At 24.0% G+C, this 23,670-nt stretch carries 20 protein-coding genes and 1 tRNA gene; 14 read left to right on the forward strand and 7 right to left on the reverse strand.

The features are described 5' to 3' along the window. Positions 1–223: 223 nt before the first annotated feature. The 4 genes from AACL03_RS08075 (at position 224) to AACL03_RS08090 (ending at position 3,345) form a co-directional block, all read left to right on the forward strand. Complete coding sequence (locus AACL03_RS08075) at positions 224–472, forward strand: hypothetical protein (RefSeq protein WP_339040025.1); 249 nt, start codon at positions 224–226, stop codon at positions 470–472. Positions 473–641: 169 nt separating this feature from the next. Continuing rightward, the gene (locus AACL03_RS08080) at positions 642–1,151 is read left to right on the forward strand and encodes a ribosome-recycling factor (protein ID WP_339040026.1); all 510 of its coding nucleotides are present in this window, start codon (positions 642–644) and stop codon (positions 1,149–1,151) included. A gap of 34 nt (positions 1,152–1,185) precedes the next feature. After that, positions 1,186–2,199 carry a phosphatidate cytidylyltransferase gene (locus tag AACL03_RS08085; protein ID WP_339040027.1) on the forward strand — a complete coding sequence of 338 codons (1,014 nt, stop codon included), beginning with the start codon at positions 1,186–1,188 and terminating at the stop codon, positions 2,197–2,199. Between the two features lie 24 nt (positions 2,200–2,223). Next, complete coding sequence (locus AACL03_RS08090) at positions 2,224–3,345, forward strand: site-2 protease family protein (RefSeq protein ID WP_339040028.1); 1,122 nt, start codon at positions 2,224–2,226, stop codon at positions 3,343–3,345. Positions 3,346–3,514: 169 nt separating this feature from the next. Here the strand turns inward: AACL03_RS08090 and AACL03_RS08095 are convergent, their stop codons facing one another. Continuing rightward, complete coding sequence (locus tag AACL03_RS08095; protein WP_339040029.1) at positions 3,515–4,354, reverse strand: class II fructose-bisphosphate aldolase; 840 nt, start codon at positions 4,352–4,354, stop codon at positions 3,515–3,517. 176 nt (positions 4,355–4,530) lie between these two features. On the opposite strand from AACL03_RS08095, the gene AACL03_RS08100 reads away from it, so the two are divergent. Further along, on the forward strand, positions 4,531–5,481 hold the full coding sequence (locus tag AACL03_RS08100; RefSeq protein ID WP_339039091.1) for an IS30 family transposase: 951 nt from the start codon (positions 4,531–4,533) through the stop codon (positions 5,479–5,481). Between the two features lie 39 nt (positions 5,482–5,520). Here AACL03_RS08100 and AACL03_RS08105 read toward each other — a convergent pair whose 3' ends face one another. The 4 genes from AACL03_RS08105 to AACL03_RS08120 all read right to left on the reverse strand — a co-directional run bounded on the left by AACL03_RS08105 (position 5,521) and on the right by AACL03_RS08120 (position 12,269). Then, a complete protein-coding gene (locus AACL03_RS08105; RefSeq protein ID WP_339040030.1) occupies positions 5,521–6,231 on the reverse strand; it encodes a Pr6Pr family membrane protein in 711 nt (236 codons plus the stop codon). Between the two features lie 137 nt (positions 6,232–6,368). Next, a complete protein-coding gene (locus AACL03_RS08110) occupies positions 6,369–10,718 on the reverse strand; it encodes a PolC-type DNA polymerase III (protein ID WP_339040031.1) in 4,350 nt (1,449 codons plus the stop codon). A gap of 330 nt (positions 10,719–11,048) precedes the next feature. Next, complete coding sequence (locus AACL03_RS08115) at positions 11,049–11,603, reverse strand: hypothetical protein (protein WP_339040032.1); 555 nt, start codon at positions 11,601–11,603, stop codon at positions 11,049–11,051. Between the two features lie 195 nt (positions 11,604–11,798). After that, positions 11,799–12,269 carry a hypothetical protein gene (locus tag AACL03_RS08120; protein ID WP_339040033.1) on the reverse strand — a complete coding sequence of 157 codons (471 nt, stop codon included), beginning with the start codon at positions 12,267–12,269 and terminating at the stop codon, positions 11,799–11,801. 283 nt (positions 12,270–12,552) lie between these two features. On the opposite strand from AACL03_RS08120, the gene AACL03_RS08125 reads away from it, so the two are divergent. The 4 genes from AACL03_RS08125 to lon all read left to right on the forward strand — a co-directional run bounded on the left by AACL03_RS08125 (position 12,553) and on the right by lon (position 17,395). Continuing rightward, positions 12,553–12,628 (forward strand) — tRNA-Arg (locus tag AACL03_RS08125). Positions 12,629–12,664: 36 nt separating this feature from the next. Then, positions 12,665–13,426, forward strand: coding sequence for a DUF3196 family protein (locus AACL03_RS08130; protein WP_339040034.1), 762 nt, complete (start codon positions 12,665–12,667; stop codon positions 13,424–13,426). 15 nt (positions 13,427–13,441) lie between these two features. Beyond that, a complete protein-coding gene (gene tig / locus AACL03_RS08135) occupies positions 13,442–14,752 on the forward strand; it encodes a trigger factor (RefSeq protein ID WP_338957063.1) in 1,311 nt (436 codons plus the stop codon). 258 nt (positions 14,753–15,010) lie between these two features. Next, positions 15,011–17,395, forward strand: coding sequence for an endopeptidase La (gene lon, locus AACL03_RS08140; protein ID WP_339040035.1), 2,385 nt, complete (start codon positions 15,011–15,013; stop codon positions 17,393–17,395). 69 nt (positions 17,396–17,464) lie between these two features. Here lon and AACL03_RS08145 read toward each other — a convergent pair whose 3' ends face one another. Together AACL03_RS08145 and AACL03_RS08150 are read right to left on the reverse strand one after the other, a co-directional pair. Beyond that, positions 17,465–17,956, reverse strand: a complete 492-nt coding sequence (locus tag AACL03_RS08145; protein WP_339040036.1) for a hypothetical protein — start codon at positions 17,954–17,956, stop codon at positions 17,465–17,467. Between the two features lie 190 nt (positions 17,957–18,146). Further along, a complete protein-coding gene (locus tag AACL03_RS08150) occupies positions 18,147–18,524 on the reverse strand; it encodes a hypothetical protein (protein ID WP_338957056.1) in 378 nt (125 codons plus the stop codon). A gap of 291 nt (positions 18,525–18,815) precedes the next feature. On the opposite strand from AACL03_RS08150, the gene AACL03_RS08155 reads away from it, so the two are divergent. From AACL03_RS08155 to AACL03_RS08175, 5 genes are all read left to right on the forward strand, one after another. Beyond that, on the forward strand, positions 18,816–19,766 hold the full coding sequence (locus AACL03_RS08155) for an IS30 family transposase (RefSeq protein WP_339038665.1): 951 nt from the start codon (positions 18,816–18,818) through the stop codon (positions 19,764–19,766). A gap of 100 nt (positions 19,767–19,866) precedes the next feature. Then, positions 19,867–20,946, forward strand: a complete 1,080-nt coding sequence (locus AACL03_RS08160; protein ID WP_422397987.1) for an ATP-binding cassette domain-containing protein — start codon at positions 19,867–19,869, stop codon at positions 20,944–20,946. A gap of 134 nt (positions 20,947–21,080) precedes the next feature. Continuing rightward, entirely contained in the window at positions 21,081–22,016 is a 936-nt protein-coding gene (locus AACL03_RS08165) for a rolling circle replication-associated protein (protein WP_339038695.1), read from the forward strand. 388 nt (positions 22,017–22,404) lie between these two features. Continuing rightward, on the forward strand, positions 22,405–22,680 hold the full coding sequence (locus AACL03_RS08170) for a hypothetical protein (protein WP_338974505.1): 276 nt from the start codon (positions 22,405–22,407) through the stop codon (positions 22,678–22,680). A gap of 125 nt (positions 22,681–22,805) precedes the next feature. Next, on the forward strand, positions 22,806–23,669 hold the full coding sequence (locus tag AACL03_RS08175; protein ID WP_339038693.1) for a hypothetical protein: 864 nt from the start codon (positions 22,806–22,808) through the stop codon (positions 23,667–23,669). Position 23,670: the final 1 nt, after the last annotated feature.

The raw sequence follows: 23,670 nt of genomic DNA on the forward strand, positions 1-23,670 counted from the left end.
AAATATTTTAAAAAATATAATGACAGTTGTTGTTAATTATCATATTTTTTTGTTACTATTAATATAAATGAAAATTATTAATAATTAGACATTTGAAATCGATAGTAATTAAAGTGATAACATTGATAAGTTAAAAAACTAAACTTTAAATGAGGACACAATTGTATATTTCAATTTTATTAAGTGATATTATTAATTATAAAAATTAAAGAAGGAGAAAAAAATGTTAAAAGCAGGAAGTATATTAATATTTATTGTTTTTATTTTAGAATCAATATTTATAATTCCTTTATTATGAACAATACCCGGTTTTATTTTATACAAAAAAGTAAGTAAAGGTGAAGCGACTACTGATCAAAAAATTGCTTTAGCAATATTAGGAATTATCTTTGGTGCTGCATTAGGTATTATTGGTGGTATTTTTATATTAGTTGATTTAAACAATGAAGAAAATAAAATCCAAAGATATTAATAAAAAAACATCATTAATTAATGATGTTTTTTATTTTTTTAAATAGTTTTCCATTGGTTTTAATAAAAATTATTATATAATTTTTATAGTTTGATTTAAAAACAACTTAAAATTATTAACTAGGAGGAAAACAAATATGGAAGTTATTATTTTAGAAGCCACAAATCTGATGAATGAAATAATTTTACGTTATAAAAATGAAATTAACAAAATTCGCACCGGAAGAGCTAATCCTAATATCTTAGAAGGAATTAATGTTAGATGTTATGGTGGTGTTGATAGTTTAAGTAATATTGCCCAAGTTAAAGTAGCAGAAGCACATCAATTATTAATTAAACCATATGATCGTAGTTTAATTAAAGACATTACAGAAGCTGTTACAAAAGCTGATTTGAAATTACAAATTAAAAGCGAAGCAGAGAATATACGTTTAATTTTCCCACAATTAACAGAAGACGTTCGTAAAACTTTAGTTAAAGATTTGAGTAAAAAAACTGAAGAATATAAAGTTAAAATCCGTAATTGTCGACGTGATGCTGTTCAAAATCTGAAAAAAATAAAATTACCAGAAGATCAAGAAAAGCATGCAGAAACTACAATTCAAGATTTAACTGATAGTAAAATTAAAGAACTTGTATTAATAGAAAACAATAAAAAAGCCGATTTAATGAAAATTTAGCAATAAAGCAATAAATAGTTAGGGGTTAAATATTGTGAAAAAAAAGATAATAAATAAAGAAAATATAAAATCTAAAGTTTCTTTTTTTGCAAAACTTAGTAATTTTTTTAGAACCTATCGAAATCGTATTCTTACAAGCTTTATGTTAATTGCTTGTGGTGTATTATGAATGTTTATTGGGGCAGTTTATTTAGAACCAATTTTTGGTAATAAACCACAGTGATCAGCGTATACATTTATGATAATTAATACTTTAATTTTTATTGGTTGTTTATGAGAAATTATTAATTTAAAAAAAGAATCAAATTGATCAATTGTACTTAAAATTTCTATAATTTTAACAGGAATCATACTTTTATGAGTTCCGCTTGGTAAAGAAACTTTTGGTCCATATATTTATAATCATTATTGATTTGAAACTTGAATGACTTTATTAATTTTATTACTTTTCATTTGTATGTTTATTTTAATTGCTTGACGAAGTAAAAATTTTCAATTAAGTGATGTTATTTTTATTTTTACTTGAATTATTTATTTAGTGTTTGTTGTTAAAGCTGTTAATTTTTTAATGTTATCAGAAATTAAACTTTCAAAACTAGGATGACCAACATTATTGTTTTTATTCATTATTGTTATGTCTAATGATGTTGGTGCTTTTATTGGTGGTATAATTTATGGTAAAACAAAAATGGCACCAAGTGTATCACCAAATAAAACTTGAGAAGGTGCTATTACTGGTTTAATAACAGCAATTATTTTAAGTATGATAACAGTAACTGTTTTTTTAGAAACAAGTAATTATAATCCCTTACCTTTTTTAGAAGTTAATAGTAAAGCACCAATCTATATTGCTTATTTTGCTACTAGTTTTATTCTTTCAATTGCTAGTCAAATGGGTGATTTATTATTTTCTTATTTGAAACGTAATTATCATGTTAAGGATTTTTCAAATATTCTACCTGGACATGGAGGATTATTAGATCGTTTAGATTCATTTTCAACAGTAGTTATTTTTGGTTTTCTAATTACTCTAGCAACTATTGCTTAATATATAAAATTTAAGGATGAAGTTATGTATATATTTTTAGCCATTTTAATTGGTTTATTTACAATATTATTTTTAATTACCTTGCATGAATTTGCTCATTTTGTAATTGCTAAATTATCAGGAGCATATGTATATGAATTTGCTATTGGTATGGGACCAAAACTTTTGCAGTGAAGTAAAAAAGAAACACGTTATACTTTAAGACTATTACCATTGGGTGGTTATGTTTCTATTGCTTCAGAAATTGCTGATGCTCCTAAAGGACGAGAAGATGAAGTAATTGATAGTAAACGAATGATGGAAAACTTGCAACGTGGTAAAAAAGCAGCTTTCATTAGTGCAGGTGCACTAATGAATTTATTATTAGCTTTTATTTTATTAATGATTGGATATGGAATTTATCCACATAAATATGATCCTAACTTGCCACCAACCTATGCAACAACAGGACCATTATATGAAGCTGTTCAAAAATATAATAAAGATAATCCAAGTTTACCAATTTTAGATACTGATGCTATTACTGGTATTTATAATACTGGTGATATTGAATCTAAACAATCAATTAAATCATATTATGATTTACAAACATGATTAAGTAAATATAATAAAAAGACTACTAATGGTACAGTTATTGCTGACTACAAAATTACTTTTGATAGTAAAGATGATAAAACTGTTACTTTTAAACCTGTAGAACAAAAAGGAGTATTATTCATTGGTGTTAGTCAAGGTAGTTATTATTTAAATGCAGGGCAAGTTATTAGTAATGGTATCATTGATACTTTTAAAGATAGTTACAGTCTTTTACAAGCATTAGGACAATTAGTTACTTTTCATTGACAAAATTTATCAGGACCTGTTGGTATTGTTAAATCAACTAATAGTTTTTTAAATCCTGATTTATCATCAACACAAGCAGCAAGTACATATTTTCGTTGAGCAGCATTATTATCATCTAATTTATTTTTATTAAATATGTTACCAATTCCGCCATTGGATGGTTATAAATTTGTTGAAAATGCAGTTGAAGCGGTAACAAGAAAAAAATTAAATGAAAAATATAAAATTATTGTCAGTATTGCTGGAGCTATATTATTTTTAGTTATCTTTATTGCTATTACTATTAAAGATATATTTTTTTAATCTTTACTTTATAATAAAATCCTATTATAAATAGGATAATAAATTTGAATGAAAAAGTTTTGAGCAATTTTCTTAATTATTTATATTTTAAAAAAATAAAATAGTAACTATTTTAAGTGAACAATATTGTTCACTTTTTATTTTGAAATAAAATCTATAAGTATAAAAACTAAAATTTATATCGATTATTTGCTCCTAAGAGAATTATTTTTTCTTCAACAAATTTCTGAATAGCTATCATTGCATTTTCTATTAAGGTATTAATATTAGATAAATTAGAGTTAGTTTGCAAACTTTTTTTTAGACTTTCAACATAAATCTTTCTTAAATCACTGCTAATATTAACTTTAGTAATACCAGCTTTAATTGCTAGAGTTAATTGTTCATTATTAATAGTAACATTATCATGTAATACTAAAAAAATTTCAGGCATTTTAATAGCAATTTCTTTAATTAGAGAAATTTTTAAATCTTGTCTATTATCTTGATGATGACTATTGATAGCAGTAAATACAAGACCATTAATATTAGTTTTATTTCTAAATAATATTGCTTGTTCAATTAAATTAATATCATTAGTAATATCTCCTTTTGTATTATTGTAAAAAATCTCTGATTCAACAATAATACCCAAAGGAGCAGCAAAATGAACAATATCTTTAGTTTTTTCAATATTTTCTTTAATTGGATAGTTACTGTAATTTAACATAACTGAACTAAAATCAGATGTAATTTTAGTTTTAATAAAGTGTGGATCAAGACAGTGGTCTAGTTGTAAAAAAATTGGTACTTTTGCACGATTAATAACATTGTTAGTAATAGCAAGTACATATTTTAAATCAATACAATTAATAGTGTTAGGTGTTATCATTAAACATATTGGTGCTTTTTGTTTTTCGGCTGCATTAGTAATTGCAATTAACATTTCTAAATTATCAAAGTTAAAACTTGGGATTGCGTATTTGTTAATTTGTGCATGTTTTAACATTGTTTTCAAGTTAATTTTCAATTACAATCACCTAACTTTTCTTTTTTATTTAATTATATCAATAATATTTATCATGTAAGGAATATAAGATATGCTGAGTTATACTTGTAAGTGCAAGTAAATAAAATTGCAAAAAATTCTCATATAAAAATTTCATAATGCTAAATTTAGTTTAGAAAAAAGTAAGGAGTTTTTATATGAGTTATAAACATCTTGGCATAGATGAAAGAATTTATATTGAGAATCAATTGAAATTTAAATTTAAAATTAGTGAAATAGCTAAAAATCTTAATCGAAGTATTAGTACTATTATTCGAGAAATTAATAGAAATAAAGATAATAATCATTATTTTTCATTAATTGCACAAAATAAAGCTGAAAATCGAAAACAATCACATATTAGTTTTCATAAGTTTAAAAATAAGAATTTAGTAAAATATGTACAACAAAAATTACTATTAGGTTGATCACCTGAACAAATTTATGGCAGAATTAAAAATTTTCATAAAGAATGAGTTATTAGTTTTAAAACAATTTATACTTGAATTTATTTTGGAATGCTTGATAAAGTTACTAGTAAAAATTTAAGAAAAAAAGGTAAAAAACGAAAATCTAAAGAAAATCGTGGCAAGTTTAATGGTAAATCAATTAAAGAACGAGATATAAATGTTAATGATCGTATAACACTTGGTCATTGAGAAGGAGATACTATAGTATCATCACGAGGTAAAAGCAAATCATGTTTAATAACTTTAGTTGAAAGAGTATCACGATTTACTTTAGCAATATTAGTTAAAAACAGAACTACTAAAGTTATTAATAAAAATGTCAGTTATTATTTATCAATTCTTCCTAAAAACATTGTTAAAACTATTACTTTTGATCGTGGCAAAGAATTTTCAAATTGACAACAACTTGAAAAAAATTTAGATGTAAAAATTTATTTTGCCAATCCATATTCACCTTGACAAAGAGGTACTAATGAAAATACTAATGGTTTAATTAGAGAAAAATTTCCTAAAAAATTTATTTTTTCAAAAACTAATAAAAATGAAGTTCATAAATTTATATTGTCTTTAAATCAAAAACCGAGAAAAATACTAAATTATCTTTCACCAATCGAATATTTGGATAGAAAAATAATTTAGTTGCACTTACCTTTACAATTTAGCATATATTTTAAATTTTTACTTTTTGCTTTTCTTTTTAATTTTGCTTTTCTTTTTTTTATTAAGTTGACGTAATATTTTTTGATAAAAATCATATAAACGATGTTCAGAAGTTTGATAACGTTTGAACATTAAGTTATTAATTCAAATATAAAAATATTGTAAACTGAAAACTAAACCAAAAACAAAAACAACGGCACTAGCAGCGATTAATCATCCATATTCACCATTTGAATAATCAAAGAAAAAATATGGATATCATGTATCTCTTGGTGGATGACCAGTTTCTATAAAATCTAAATAACGTAAATGACCTCTAATTAGAATAACAATACAATAAATTGCTGGATAAATAACAATTAATCATAAATATATTTTATGTTGTTGTTTCATATTAATATATTGATGACCTGATGTAACAATAAAGCTAGTAATCATAATTATTGGCATTAATAAGTGTAAAATTAATGTTGCAATTCAATTATAAGCACTGTATTGTTTTGGATCTTGCTCAGCAGTGAAAATACCTATTCAAAATACTAACATCGTAATAGTAATATAAACAGTTACTGCTAATCGAGTTTGAAAACTTGGTTTAGTACCACGAAAATAAGAATCAAATAAATAAACACAAAAATAAATAACAACCATATAATTACTCTCAGTAGTAAAAAAAGCATAGTAGTTACTTACTCGTTCACCATATCCTAAATCTTCAAATTTTTCCATTGGATAATATATTGCACTAATTAAATCAATAATTAAAAATAAAATTATCATTATTAATGCAGATAAACGTATATAAAAGTTGGCTTTGTTACTTAATTTATACATAATAATCCCACATCTTTTCTTTTTTCTTTGTATTATAATTCTAACATTAATTGTGTATTTTCTTCTAAATGTTCTAATACTCCTAAGTCATTTAATAGTTGATAATTAGTTTTAGTAATATTAGTTCGTAGTTGTAAATCATTTTTTGAAGTAATTGCTTGTTCACTCCTTGCTTTAACAATTGAATTAGCCACAATTTCACCCAATCCATCTAAAGTAATAAAAGGTGGTAAAATTTGTTTTTCACCATTTATTACTTTAACTTGAAAAAGTTTAGCATCAGAATGTTCTAAACTAATATTGCTAAATTTAATATTTCTAGCATTCATTTCTAATGCTACTTCTAATAATGGGATTAAATCTTTTTCTTTAGTAGTAACTGTATTTTTTTGACCATCATTTTTTCTTAATCTGTTATTAATATCTTTTAATTTATTAGTAATAGCACCAATGCCTTGTAACATAGTTTTAATATCAAAAATTTCACATCTTGTTGTAAAATAAGTAGCATAATATTCATGCGGATAATAAACTTTAAATCAAGCTACTCTTCATGCCATTAATACATAAGCAGTAGCGTGTGCTTTAGGAAACATATATTTAATTTTTTTGCAAGATTTAATGTATCAATTAGGAACTTTCTTTTCTTGCATTAACTTTTCATATTCTTGTTTAATGCCTTTTCCTTTACGGACATCTTCCATAATGTTAAAGGCAATTTTTGCTGGTAACCCTTGATATACTAAATAAGTCATAATATCATCACGACAACCAATTACATCTTTTAGTTTTAAACCTTGTTGTGAAATTAATTCATCAGCATTATTTAATCAAACATCAGTACCATGTGATAAACCAGATATTTGTACTAATTCAGAAAATGAAGTAGGTAATGTATCACTTAACATTTTACGAACAAAACCAGTACCAAATTCAGGGATACCAATTGCTCCTGTTTTTTCGCCAAGTAAATCATCACTAGTAATATTTAAGGCACTTAAATTAGAAAATAATGATAAAACTTTTTCATCTTGATTAGGAATAGTTTTTGGATCAATACCAGTTAAATTTTCTAACATTTTTAATGCTGTTGGATCAACGTGACCTAGAATATCTAATTTTAATAAATTATCATGAATAGCATTAAAATCAAAGTGGGTAGTTTTTCATGTAGAACTAGTATCATCAGCTGGAAAATTAATTGGTGTAAAATCGTTAATATTATATTCTTTTGGTACAACAATAATACCACCAGGATGTTGACCAGTTGTTCTTTTAATACCAACACATCCTTGACTTAGTAACTCTAGTTTTGCTGCACGCATATCTGATTGACCAATTTTTTCTGCATAAGCTTTAACATAACCATAAGCTGTTTTATTGGCAATTGTTGAAATTGTTCCAGCACGAAAAACATTTTCTTCACCAAACATTTCTTTAGTAAAATCATGAGCTTTATTTTGATATTCACCAGAAAAGTTTAAATCAATATCAGGTGTTTTATCACCATCAAATCCTAAGAATGTTTCAAAAGGAATATCATGACCATCAGTAATTAAATCAATATTGCATTGTGAACATATTTTTTTTGGTAAATCATAACCACACTTATAAGAACCATTACTAATAAATTCACTAGTTTTACATTGTGGACATAAATAGTGTGGTTGTAGTGGGTTAACCTCAGTAATGTTAGCAAAAGTAGCTACTAAAGATGAACCAACTGAGCCACGACTACCAACAAGATAACCATCTTGTAAAGATTTTTCTACTAATTTGTGTGCAATTCAATAAACAACAGCAAAACCATGAGTAATAATTGCATCTAATTCGCGAGTTAAACGTTTTTCTACATATGTTGGTAATGGATTACCGTAACGATTTCATGCTTGTTCATAACAAAGATTACGTAATTTAGTATCAACATTAACAATACTTGGTGTAAATAAGCCATCTTTAATTGGTTTAACCATTTCAAATTGTTTTGCTAATTGCAAAGGATTATTAATAACAATATCATTAATTAAATTAGGGTCATCTAAAAAGTTAAATTCTGTTAACATTTGATTAGTAGTTCTTAAATGTTGATCGGGATATGATGTAACTTTACCTTTACGATCAAATAATGGGTGTAACAAACCACCAATTGCTTTACTATTAATAATAACATCACGATACATTTTTTCATGGGGATGTAAATAGTGGGCATCGCTAGTAGCAATTACTAATTTATTTAATTTAAGAGCATTATTAATAATTTTTTTAATAGTATCATGTAATTGTTCTTTAGTAATATTTCCTAACTGTATTAAGTGTTTATAAACAGCAGGTGGTTGGATTTCAATAAAATCAAATCATTTCATTATTTTAATTAGTTCTTCTTCACTTTTATTTAATGCTGTTTCAAAAACAGCACCATTTATACAACTACTACCAATTAATAATTCTTTTCTATTTTCATTAATTGCTTCTGATATGATTTTTGGTGTTTTATAAAAATACTTTGTATGAGATAGTGAAACTAATTGATATAAATCTTTTAATCCTAATTGATTTTTTGCAAAAATAGTAATATGTTCACCACGAAGTTTAAAATTAATTTGTTCATTAATTAAGTTATTAATTTCTTGTAAATTAATACAATTAAATTCTGTTTTTAATTGTTGTAACATTTTTAAAAATACTTGTGCTAATACATTAGCATCATAATCAGCACGGTGGGCAATTTCATCATCATATTTAATGCCATAAGTACGACAAATAGTACCTAATCGATAATATTTTAGTTGTGGTAGAATTGCTCTAGATAATTGCAAAGTATCAATGACAGGATTATTTAAAGGCATGAAACCCAATTGTTTCATTGCTGCTTGTAAAAAACCAAAGTCAAAGTTAGCATTATGAGCAACTATTGTTTTATTGCCAATTATTTCAATAATTGTTGGCAATATTTGTTGTAATGTTTGTTTATCTTTTAACATAACATTGGTAATACTAGTAAGTTCAGTAATATGTTCAGGTACGGGATTATTTGGTTTAATTAAAATTGTATCTTGTTTTAAAATCATATTGTCTTTAACAATTGTATAACCAAATTCAATAATTTCGTGGTAATTGGTTGATAAACCAGTTGTTTCTAAGTCAAGAACAATGTATTCTAAATCTAATAATGATGTATTAATATTATTTTTAGTAATACTAATATTATTGGGGATTAAATCCATTTCAACACCATACATTACTTTTAAGTTTGGATGTTTTTTAGCGGCATTAGCAATATCTGGGTATGCTTGTACATTTAAGTGATCAGTAAAACCAATTGCTTGGTGTCCTCATTTAGCTACTTGATTAATATAATCACTTGCTGAAGTAATACCATCCATAGCACTCATTTTAGTATGAGTATGAAATTCAATTCTTTTAGTTTTAGCATCATCATTATTGTTAGTATTTTTATTATTTAAATCAATAATTAAATCATCAATTCATAGTACTTGTTCTTTACTATAATTATCATAACGACTATTAGCATTAATTTTTATTCAATCATCAACTTTAATATTATCAAATTTCTCATCTGGTTGATCGCTATTAATAAATGCTTTGCAAGTAATTGCATCACTATAATCAGTAATTCAAAATGAATAAAATCATTTTTGAGTTTTAGTTAAAAATTTATTAATTTTAAAAACTTTACCACTAATAATAATATTGGGTTCATCGCCAATGATATCTTTAATGCTATGAGTTGGGTCTGTTATTTCTAAATTAACTTTTGCTTTTTTGCGATAAGTAGTTGTATTAAAATTTTTACTTATATTATTGTTAGGAATTTTAGTTTTTAAATTGTTAGTAATTTTGCTAATTTCTGCTTTAGATTCATTTTCATAACTAATAAATGGTTGCTCTGCTTTATTTATTTTAGTTTTTAATTGAATTTTTTTAAAACCATATTGTTGAAAGTAGTTAATAAATTGTAAAAATTCATTAGTTATTAATTTTTCTTCAATACTATTATGAATGGTAATGGTAATAATATTATTTTTATAATTAATTGCTGAGTCGGGTAAAGAATAATAAATGCCAGCTAATAGTTGCAATTTATGAGTTTTAATATAATGAAAATATGTTAATACAGTTGATTCATCAGCAGTAAGGGAAACATTAAAATCGACACTAATATTCGAAACAGGTAATTTTTCAAAATGTTGTTCAAAACTTTTTAAAGTAGTAGTTGTTAGAAAATTAGGTAAGTTGATGGTAATTATTACTTGTTGATTATGATGAAAATATTGTACTTTTTTAATAGTAGCATGATTAAATTCATTATTAACATCATTAAAATCCATTTCATGGAAAAGTTTTTGTAAATCTTGATTCATATATTTTTCCCTCTCTTAATACTAAATAATTGACAATAATAACTATATTTTAATTAAAATATATTAAATCATTATTCTAATGTTTAATCAAATTTCATATTTTAATTATAACTTAATTAAAATTCTTATTCTTATTCTTATATAAAAAAAGTATGAAATTTTAGTTATAAAAAATAAAAACAAAATAATTCAATAATACCTTCATGATAAAAAGTAATGCCTAAATATTAGGCATTACTTTTTATCATGAAGGTATTATTGAATTATTTGTTTTAGGTAATGGTTCAGTTTCAAAAATAGCATTTATATTATTCACATTAAAATTTGAATTTAATTGTTGATTTCTTGTTTGTATAGATGGTTTATTAAAAGCTTTTTTTGTTCTTTTGTAAAAACTTGTATTTGTTCTTTGGTAAATGCTGCCTTTTGATTAGAAGTAAATCATTCTAATTGTTTTGGAGTTAATGATTCAATTTGAAATTTAAATTCATAAAAATCATATTCTATTGTTAATTGATTATTAATTGTTTTTAATGCTTTTCTCATTCCTTTTTCTAGTAGCGAAAACTTATTATAACTGAAATTTTTTATTTGTTCTGTTGTAAATGCTTGAATTTGTTTTTTTGAAAAAGCATAAAGCAGTAAATTATTTTTTGTAAATAAGGGAATTAAGTTGGTGTTAATTGTTGAAACTTGATATGGACTTAATAGTTGCAATAATTGTCTTCAAATTGGTAACCCATTATTATCATTTGCTTTAATGATACTTAAAATAAATTTATCAATTTCTTGTTTATTGACAGTGTTTGTAAATGATTGTATTTGTGTTTTAGTAAGCCCTTTAAGTTCTGCTTTGCTAAATAATATTTGATTTTTTGTAGGCATATCTTTTAATCTTTGTCCTTTTCATTTAAATTTAATTTAATAAAAATCCTAATATAGAAATTATTTCTATATTAGGTATGAACATTTATTAAATTATAAAGTAATTATAATATAAATTAATTATTTTTGTTATATTATGCATTTTATGAATTATAATTTAATGTTTTTTAAATGAATATGTAATTTGTTTTCTTTTTAGACAGAAGTTACTGTTAAACTTCTGGTTCTCATAACTGGTTCTTTTGATGAATTTGCTAGTTCATTAGATACTTTAATGTAATCAGGAGTAATATTTGCTTTTGATACTCTTTTTGTAGAAACAAAACCACTTAATCTTAAAAATTCGTTAAATCGTGATTCTTTAATGTCATTAGGATTAACATTTTCTTTTGATACTCTTACTGTGGGGATAGTAGGATTTATTCTTAAAAATTTGTTAATTCTTGATTCTTTTCTTTCAAAATTTGTAGTAGTAGCCATTCCACTAGCTATTAAAGTTGTACCAACAGCAATTCCACCAATAGCAGCTGGTAATAATGAAGCACCACCAGTCATAGGTGCTGCAGCAACACAAGCTGCTGTTATTCCTGCGGTTGTTGTTAATGTTCCTGTAGTTATTGTGACACCAGCAATTATTTTTCTTTTTGTACTTATTTCACTAGACATAATATTTTTCTTCCTTTTCTTTTTCAATATTTAATTTAATAAAAATCCTAATATAGAAATAATTTCTATATTAGGAATGAACAATTATTAAATTACAAAAATTATTATAATATAAAAAAATGAAAATATTTTATTTTTTTAAAAAAAATTATTGTTTAAAAGTACATAATGAAATATCAAAATAATATTAAATATAATAATATTATTTTTTTATTGAAAAGTAACCAATTAATAATTGCATTTTTTAATCAAACAAGTTAAGATTACTTATGGTAAATGTTATGCCCACGTAGCTCAGTGGATAGAGCACCGCCCTTCTAAGGCGGGGGTCAGAAGTTCGAATCTTCTCGTGGGCGCCATTAAATTTTAAAATACTAAGAAGGTTTAACTAAATAATGATAAATCATGACAATTATTATCAAGACATTATTGGTAAAATTAACCACCTCATTAGTGAAAATAAATGAGATCAAGCAATGAAGTTGGTCAAACATGAATTAGAGATGCCTTATATTCCTATTCATCATGAAATTACATTACAAGAGTTACATCATAATATTACTACTCATATTAGATTAAATAGTAAAAATGAAAGTCATGAGTGAAATTTAGAGAGAATAAGTCGTGTATTAATGAATCCATTTGATGAAGATCTTCATCCGGTGGCATTTTATTATTTACAAAGTCATAATGCTAGGTTAATTTTGCCAACAATTAAGATTTATCTTACAAATAAAAATATAAATAATATAAATAAAACACAACTATTATTTATATTAAATAATCAAGGTATTGATGAAGAAATAGAAGTAATAAAAGGTCATGATACATTTAAAATTAATCCAAAAAAAATAACACAATGACAAGAATCACTCGTTTATTTAAAAATTACAAAAATATTTGAAGATGAAGTTCATATTGATAATCCAGGTATTTATGGTATTTGCTTATTTTTATTGGATAGTTATTTTGAGAATTTGTTTCCAACATTACCTAATAAAAATCAAGCAGCAGTATTAGCAGCTGCTTTGTATATTCGTGCTTGTAGTTTCCAGTTTATTAGTGTAAAATTGGTAGAAAGTGCTAAAAAATTTAAAACTACTACTACTTTAATAAAAAAATACTTAAGTATTATGATTCAACAACAAATTACATAAGGAGAGATTTGAAAAATGACATTAAATATTATAAAAGATGAAAAAAATGGTCTTGGAAAATGACATGTTACCATTGATGCTAAAACTTGAAAAGATCAATTGGCAAAAGCTGAAAATAAATTGATTGCACAAGTAGAAATTCCTGGATTTCGTAAAGGAAAAGTTCCTACTAAAATGGCTAAAAAACATGTAACTGAAGAACAAACTTTACAAACAGCAACTAAAGCAGTTATTACTATTGCTTATGATTTTGCCTTAAAACAAAAACCTAACTTAATGCCTACTAATCAACCCGAAGTTAATGTGGAAAAATCTACTATTAAAGAGTGTGAAATAATGTTTGTATTTGATTTACCAGCAGAAATTACTATTGGTAAATATCGTGGTATTGATATAGTAAAACCTGTAGCAACTGTTAATCAAGAAGAAATTGATACTCAAATTAAACTATTACAAGATCGTTTTGCTATTTTTAATCCAAAAGAAAAAGGAAAATTAGAAAAAGATGATACTGCAGTTTTTAATTTCACTGGTTTTTTAGACGGTAAAAAATTCCCTGGCGGTGAAGCTAAAAACATGGAATTAGAAATTGGTTCTGGTAAATTTATTCCTGGTTTTGAAGAAGGAATGATCGGTATGGAACCTAAATCTAAAAAAACTATTGAAGTAACTTTCCCAGAAGATTATCATGTTCCAAATTTAAAAGGTCGATTAGTACAATTTGAAATTGAATTAAACGAAATAAAAACAAAAGTTATTAATGAAGATTTAGAAGAATTAGTAAAAGATGTTAACATTCCAGATCTTACTACTACTGAACAATTATTAGAAAATATTAAAAAACAAATTGAAGTACAAAAAACAATGACAATTAAGGAACAATTTATGGAAGAACTTATTGCTAAAATTGTTAAAGATTCAAAAATAATAATTCCAAATTTTGCTGTTAAAAATGAAACTGAACGTTTAGAAAATGAATTTAAAAAACAATTAGCTAATCAAAACTTTACAATTGAAAACTATATGGCAGCAACTGGTTTATCTCATGAAGAAATTATTAATGAAATAAAAAAGGATGCAATTATGCAACTTCAGAATTTTTTAGTTATTGAAGAAATTATTAAACAAGAAAAAATAGAAATTACCGAAGAAGAAGTTCAAAAACAATTAACAACATTTGCCGACCAATTTAAAATAAGTATTGAAGAAGTTAAAGCAAATATTAAAGATTTAAGTTTAGTTACTACTACCCTAAAACGTAATAAAGCCTTTGATTTATTATGAGAAAGTAACGGTAAAAACCAAAAGCAAACAACAAGTGCTTAATTTAATTTGATAATTATTATATAACCTAATTACCAATTTAATAATTAGGTTATTTTATCGTTTATTTTTTTCAAAAAGTAAAAATTATCAAAAAAAATAAATTTAATAAAATACTACTAGTATAAATTAAATATGAATTAATAAGTGCTGCTGTAATAGTATAGTATAAATCAAAAATTAGATATTTTAGCAATTAACTATTGCAAGTGCTAATGTTTTATATTATAATCCAGTTAATACATTATTTGAGGTGAGACAATGAAGATAAAAAATATTACTAATATTCCAGTACTAGTAACAAGAGGAAGTTTTGTTTTCCCAACAGTTGAAATAGAACTAGAAGTTGGCAGACATAAATCAGTAGCGGCAATTAATGAATCGGTAGCTAAGTTTAATTCAGAAATTATTTTAGTTTCGCAAAAGGATCCGAAAGTAGATAATCCGCAATTAAGTGAAGTCTACAATCATGGTACTTTGTGTAAAGTGCAAATTCAAAAAAGTCATAATGATGGTACACTTACCGTATCTTTTTATGGACAACAAAGAGTTAAAGTTTCTAAGTTTTATGATGATAAATTTTATACAGGAGATGCTGAAACTTTAGTTAGTCCTAATGTTTCAAAATCATTAGAAGAAGAGTTGATTCAAAGAATTGTAAATAATTTACAACAGATTTTAGATGTTCATGGTTCAATTCCACAAGGTGTAATTAGTCAAATCACCGATGGAATGAAAGCTAGTGAAATTATTGATAAAATGGCTCAATTTTTACCATTTTTAACTATCAATAAACGCCAAGAAATTTTACAAGAAACTGATATTAATAAACGTTTAGATTTATTATTGAAAGATGTTGGTGGTCAAAAACAAGTTGGTGCCATTGAAAAGGATTTAACAGCTAAAATTAAAGATCGTATTGATGAACAACAACGTGAATATTATTTACGAGAAAGATTGCGTGCTATTAAAGAAGAATTAGGCGAAATTGATGGTAAGTCTAATGAAATGAAATGTTATTTAGAACGCTTAGAAACAGAAGAGTTTCCTGAAGCAATCAAAACGCGTGTTAAAGAAGAAATTAGTCGTTATGAAGATATGCCGCAAGCTTCAAGTGAATCAAATATAATTCGTACATACATTGATTGAATGATGACTTTACCTTGATTTCAAAAAAGTGAAGAAAAATTTGATTTAATTAATGCAAAAAAAATTCTTGATAAATATCACTATGGTTTAGAAAAAGTTAAAGAAAGAATTATTGAATATCTTGCTGTTAAAAAAATGGCTAAGGCAATGCCAGGACAAATTATTTGTTTAGTTGGCCCTCCTGGTGTTGGTAAGACTTCTTTAGCTAAATCAATTGCTGAAGCGATGGGGCGTACTTTCGTTAAAGTTTCACTTGGTGGAGTTAAAGATGAATCTGAAATTCGTGGTCATCGTAAAACTTATATTGGTGCGATGCCAGGAAGAATTATCCAAGGTATGAAACATGCTAAAGTTATTAATCCATTATTTTTATTAGATGAAATTGATAAAATGTCATCTGATTATCGTGGTGATCCAGCTAGTGCTATGTTAGAAGTATTAGATCCTGAACAAAATGCTAATTTTTCAGATCATTATATTGAAGAAAATTATGATTTATCACAAGTTATGTTTCTAGCAACAGCTAATTATATGGAAGGTATCCCTGAACCATTAAAAGATCGAATGGAAATTATTGAACTTTCTTCATATACAGAATTAGAAAAACTTGAAATTGCAAAAAAATATTTAATTCCTCGTGTTATTGAAATTACTGGTTTAAATAATAAAATGTTAAAATTTAAACCAAATTCAATTGAAGAAATAATTAAATATTATACAAGAGAATCAGGTGTTCGACAGTTAGAAAGATTATTAAATAAAATTGCTCGTAAATTTATTGTTAAACTTTTAAATAAAAAAATTAGTACTGAAGAAATTGTTGCTGATAATGTTAAAGATTATTTAGGAAAACAAATTTTCGATTATACTAAAAAAGAAAATGAATCACAAATTGGAGTGGTAACTGGTCTTGCTTATACTCAATATGGTGGTGATATCTTACCAATTGAAGTAAACTACTTTAAAGGAAAAGGTAATTTAGTATTAACTGGTAAATTAGGTGAGGTCATGAAAGAATCTGCTACTATTGCTTTAGATTATATTAAAGCAAATGCTATTACTTTCAATATTCCTGATACTTTCTTTGCAGAACATGGTATTCATATTCATGTTCCTGAAGGAGCAGTGCCAAAGGATGGTCCAAGTGCTGGTATTACTTTAACAACTGCAATTATTTCTGCTCTGACAAGTAGACCTGTATCAAAAGATATTGGTATGACAGGTGAAATTACACTTCGTGGTCATGTATTACCAATTGGTGGATTAAAAGAAAAATCAATTTCTGCTCATCGTAGTGGACTAAAAACAATTTTAATTCCAAAAGCTAATATAAAAGACTTAGAAGATATTCCAGAAGAAGTAAAGAAAAAATTAAATATTGTTTCAGTTGAATTTTATTCTGAAGTATATGATTTTATTTTTAATAAACATAAATCAAAAATTCACTCACCTATTAATAATATTAAACCAACTTCAAGTATTATTGATGAAGGTTAAAATCTAATTAAATTATTAATAACTATAACTTTAAAAAAAGTAAATACTAAAAACAAGTATTTACTTTTTTTATATTTGTGATAAATTTGATTTGCTTTTATTTGTTACAGAAAAATTAATTTCTGAATTTACATTATTAATTATATTTTTTTTGTTAATTCGTAATATTAGTTCATTTATTTTTACTAAATTTTGTTGTTTAATTTCTTTGATTTTTGTTAAAATAGTTATTTTTGTTTTTATTTTTTTATTTCAATTAAATAATCCAATAGTAAGTACTTTTATTATTTTATTTATTATTTTATTATTTAATTTTTTTGATAGGTTATTTATTGAATTTATAAAATTATTTTCTAATTTTTTTAAAGATTCTAAAGTTTTTATTTTTTTATTTAAAAATTGATAATGATTTTGAGTATTTTTTTTATTATTTTCTCAAAAGTCAAAAATATCATTGTAATCTTTACTATAAGTTTCAATTGGAAAATGTAAATAAAGATTAATAATATGATAGTTATCTGCTATAAAGTTAACTTCTCTTTCTAAGTCATTAATATCCATTTTTTAATGTCTCCTCTTTTAAAAAATAAAAAACCCTTTACTTTTAAAATAAAGTAATGGGTTAAAACTTTGATCAAGTTTGTTTTTATATTATATATTATTTTAATTTTATAATTCAAAAATTAAATTATAAATAATAAAAGTGTTGTTATTAATAATTATTTAAACTTTTATATAAAAATGTTTAAAATTAGAAAATTGTGCATGGTGGACAACATTTTTTACCATATTGCATATTAATTAATTCTTCTGAATTTATACTATTTATATCATCATTAGTTATTAGAAAAGTACTATCTTTTAAATATTGATCTTCATTATTTAACTGTTGGATATTAAAATTAAATTCTAGATTTCCATTTTCAATTTCATCTAAATCTTCTTCATAATCTACTAATAATTTTTGTTTTAAGTTAATAATTTTTTCATTGATTAAAGCAATTTCTTTTAATACCTTTTCTTTATTATTAAGACTAAAATTTTTGTTAAATGGATTCAAACTTTTTTCTAATTCTTTTTTCTCTTTTTTTAATTTTTTTATTTCTTTTTTTTGTACATTTTTTTTCATAATTTTCTCCTTTTTTAAAAATAAAAACTCATTTACTTTTTATGAAAATAATGAGTAAAAACCTAATAAAGTTTACATTATATTATATAATATTTTAATTTTTATATCTTAAAAAACAAGTAATATTTATGTAGTAATTATGATAAAATTATAAAGTTATAGGAAGGAAGTAATTATGATTAAAGATGCTGAGTTATACTTGTAAGTGCAAGTAAATAAAATTGCAAAAAATTCTCATATAAAAATTTCATAATGCTAAATTTAGTTTAGAAAAAAGTAAGGAGTTTTTATATGAGTTATAAACATCTTGGCATAGATGAAAGAATTTATATTGAGAATCAATTGAAATTTAAATTTAAAATTAGTGAAATAGCTAAAAATCTTAATCGAAGTATTAGTACTATTATTCGAGAAATTAATAGAAATAAAGATAATAATCATTATTTTTCATTAATTGCACAAAATAAAGCTGAAAATCGAAAACAATCACATATTAGTTTTCATAAGTTTAAAAATAAGAATTTAGTAAAATATGTACAACAAAAATTACTATTAGGTTGATCACCTGAACAAATTTATGGCAGAATTAAAAATTTTCATAAAGAATGAGTTATTAGTTTTAAAACAATTTATACTTGAATTTATTTTGGAATGCTTGATAAAGTTACTAGTAAAAATTTAAGAAGAAAAGGTAAAAAACGAAAATCTAAAGAAAATCGTGGCAAGTTTAATGGTAAATCAATTAAAGAACGAGATATAAATGTTAATGATCGTATAACACTTGGTCATTGAGAAGGAGATACTATAGTATCATCACGAGGTAAAAGCAAATCATGTTTAATAACTTTAGTTGAAAGAGTATCACGATTTACTTTAGCAATATTAGTTAAAAACAGAACTACTAAAGTTATTAATAAAAATGTCAGTTATTATTTATCAATTCTTCCTAAAAACATTGTTAAAACTATTACTTTTGATCGTGGCAAAGAATTTTCAAATTGACAACAACTTGAAAAAAATTTAGATGTAAAAATTTATTTTGCCAATCCATATTCACCTTGACAAAGAGGTACTAATGAAAATACTAATGGTTTAATTAGAGAAAAATTTCCTAAAAAATTTATTTTTTCAAAAACTAATAAAAATGAAGTTCATAAATTTATATTGTCTTTAAATCAAAAACCGAGAAAAATACTAAATTATCTTTCACCAATCGAATATTTGGATAGAAAAATAATTTAGTTGCACTTACCTTTACAATTTAGCAGATAAAAAAAATAATGTTGAAATCATTAATGTCAGTAAAAACTATGATAGTAATGAAGTCATTAAAAATGTTAGTCTGAATATTGCTCTTGGTGCCAAAATTGGTATTGTTGGCCCCAATGGTACTGGAAAAACAACATTATGTGAAATGATTTCCCAACTTCGTAAACCAACAATAGGTACTATTAATATTAAATCTGATTTAAAAATAGGCATGCAATTACAAGAAACTAAATTTCCTCGTGGTTTAACTGGTTGAGATATGGCCCAATATTATATGAGAGCTTATCGTTTAAATAAGTCTGTTGAAGACATTCAAAAGTTATTGTACTATTTGGACGCCGAAGCATTTATTAATAAACCTATTATTACTTTATCGGGTGGTCAACAACAAAAAATAAATATTTTATTAGCATTAATTGTTGAATCAGATTTATTAATTTTAGATGAATTAGCTACGGGATTAGATTTAGAGGTACGTGAGCGAATTTATGAATTACTAGAAAAAGAAGTTTTTATTAAACCTAATCTTTCAGTATTAATTGTTTCACATAATATGCAAGAAATTGAACGTTTTTGTCAACAAATTATCTTCATGTTTGAAGGTTCAATTATTAGTATAAATGATGTTAAAACTGTTGTTAAAGAATATGGAAGTATTGAAGAATATGTTAAAACTAAATTTAAAGAATATAAAATAGGTATGTATGATAGCGAAGCGTTATTAAAAAGATTAGGAGGGGAAAATAATGAAAAATGAGCTAAGTCTTGAAAAAACACCTTAAAAAACAAAAATAACGATTGATCTCTTCTTAATTTATTTTGAAGTTATTTAAAACGTAATCGTTCAATTATTATTTTTTCAGTTTTCGTTTCACCATTGATTTTTATTGGTGCATCAATTGGTGGAAATAATCAAATATTATCATCACCTGCTGGTAAAAACATTGGACGATTTATTTTGATGATTATTTGATTGACACAAACTGCTTCCTTTTCAATTCAAACTTTTTTAGCTATTTTATTAGATTTAAAACAAAGCGTAGTTTATTGACGCATTGGTTTGACAAGAATTAGCAAAACCAACTTTATTATTATAACATCAATATTTAATTTAGCTTTAGTTTTAATTTCTGATATTATTATTTTTAGTTAAGTATCATTTTTCACCGCAAGTGTAAAGTTTGATACTTTTTTTATTTTCTATGATAAGATATATAAAGATTTATATTTATTTATAAATCATTCAATTTTATTTTTATAAAAATTTCATGCGAGGAATGTTTATAAATGAATATTTCATATAATTTTTATGTTAAAAAAATTTTTTATGCTTGTTATGTTAAAAATGTTGTTTTACCTATTGATATGTTAAAAAATGAAAGAAATAAATTAGGTATAAAGAATATTGGTAATATTACTAAGTTAAGAAATAATAACGTTCGTACTAAATGTAAATTAGTTCAAAAAGCATTACATAATTTTTATAATGCAAGAATTTTAAGTTTTTTAACTTTAACTTATCATAAAAATGAAACTGATATTAGAAAAGCAAAACATGATTTACAATTATTTTTTAAACGTTTAAAACGTTGATGAAATGACCCTAAACGTTCTAAACATTTAGGTGAATTAAGATATTTTTATGTTTATGAATATCAAAAACGAGGAGCCGTACATTTTCATATATTATTTAATCGTAAAATACCTTATAGTATGATAACTAAATGATGACCACATGTTGGTAATAATAAAGGTATTGATTTAAAAGTTGTACATAAAGGTACAAATGAATTTGTGGTTAAATATTTGAGTAAATATGTAACAAAAGTACAAGAAAATATTAAATCTTTAAATCAAAAAGATGTTGGTATTCAAGCATATTCTTTTAGTAGAAATTGTAAAAATCCGCTTGTAGTTCGTGGTACTAAAATGTTAAGTTTACAAAAATTAGTACAAGCATGTGAAAAAGCAAAAGAATTTTATTTATTTAAAACTAAACCAAATGAACAAGGTAATACTCAATTAATTGGCGGAAGTTATGATTATGTTGTTACTAGTGATTATTTTAAAGATTTTAACTATTATATAAGTTTAGATAGTTTAAGATTTAGGTATTGATTAAAAAATAAATTTAATAAAAATGAAGTTTTAGATTTTCTTTATAAAGTTTTTGATAAAACTAAAATTGAAAAAATATTTTTAAAAAATCGTATTCTACATTAATTTTAAATTTTTTCAAGTAATATATATACTATATTTGTATTTTATTTTGTTTTTGTTATACTTTTATTATAGTAAGTAATGTTTATTTTACTCGCATGGAATAAAATATTACTTACTTTTTCATTTTTATATTTATTGATTTTTTTATAATATTTGATATTATTAATTTATAAGTTTATATTGTTTTAGATTAGTTTTTAAATAATATTTTACTTATTTGAATTGGTAACAGTTCCATGCGAGGAATAGTTAAATATTAATATTAAAAACTTTTTATTTATTAAATTAATTTTGTATTTATAATATTTTTAATTTAATTACTTAATTGTTTGCCAATTCAATCTATTATTTTTTTTATTAAAATTTATAGAAAGGATTGGCAATTTTTATGTTTAAAACTCAATTAGTTAATATTGAAAAAGATAAAATGATACCCGATAAAAATAATCAAGGTAAGTTTTTAAATTTTGATGTTTTAACTTTTTTGGAAATTAATAAACAAACAAATATACCTACTGGTAAAGTAAGAGACAAATGGTATAATCCAACAGTTGTTAATGATTTTTCAAAATATTTACATAAATTAAATTTAAAAGTTGGTAATTATTATAATTTAGTTTTGGATTTATCCGGTACTATTGTAGATATTACTGAATGAAAATAATGTATAAAATAAAAATTAAATAAGGGGCTTATATATGGATTATATATTTTTCATTTTAAGCCCCTAATGGATTAGATTATAATTCATATATAAGCTCCTTATTAATAAAGTAAGGAGTTTTATTTATGCCTAATGAGTTAGAACAAACTAGTAATTATACTTTAACTAAAATTTTAAGAATTGGATTAAGTCCATTAAGTGCTATGGTTGGAGTTAGTGCTTATTATGGTCAATATTTAAAAGACCCAGTATTAGGTTCTATTAATTCTTTGTTATTTAGTAAAAAGTTAGGAATTGATATATGGAATATTAATCAAAGACTAACTACTAGAAATAAAGTTATTAATAGTTATAAAAAGATATTTTTAGGTTTAGGAACAATTGGTTTAATAAATTATGCTAAGTTTGTTCAGTATGTAGATAAGTTAGTTTCTTTATTAAGAGATGAACCTTGTTTTTGACCACCATGTCCTACTGAACCACCTAAAACAACGTATCCACCATTTACAACTGTTAAACCGATAATTGATGTTCCTTTTGTAGATTGAGATACTTATATATCTTTAAATAGTTTTGGTATAGCAAATGTTATTAGTGGTTTAACTGAGTTAATCCCTAATAGATTTCAAAATATAAGAAAGATAGCAAATATGGGTACTGGTGGATGTTTGATTAGTAGTGGTGTTGCTATGGGTATTAATAATAATTTTAATAATTATTTTGCTATTCCTACGATTATTGCCGGTGCAAGTGAGATTATTAATACTTTATTATTGCCATTGGGAAGTACACATAATAACAGTGAATTACAAGAAATATTTACAGATGAAAGAGCAAAATTAATTAATGCTAGTGTTAGTGATTATCAAAGTACAAATGACAGTATGGTTGATGTTGATTTAAATGATGATAATATGTCGGAGATTAATTTAGATAGAGCAAGTTTAAATTGGGATTATTCTTATGCTTATACATTAGGTGGTGTTTAAT

It is taken from the genome of Spiroplasma endosymbiont of Andrena trimmerana (assembly GCF_964019575.1).
Classification (GTDB): Bacteria; Bacillota_I; Bacilli_A; order Mycoplasmatales; family VBWQ01; genus Spiroplasma_E.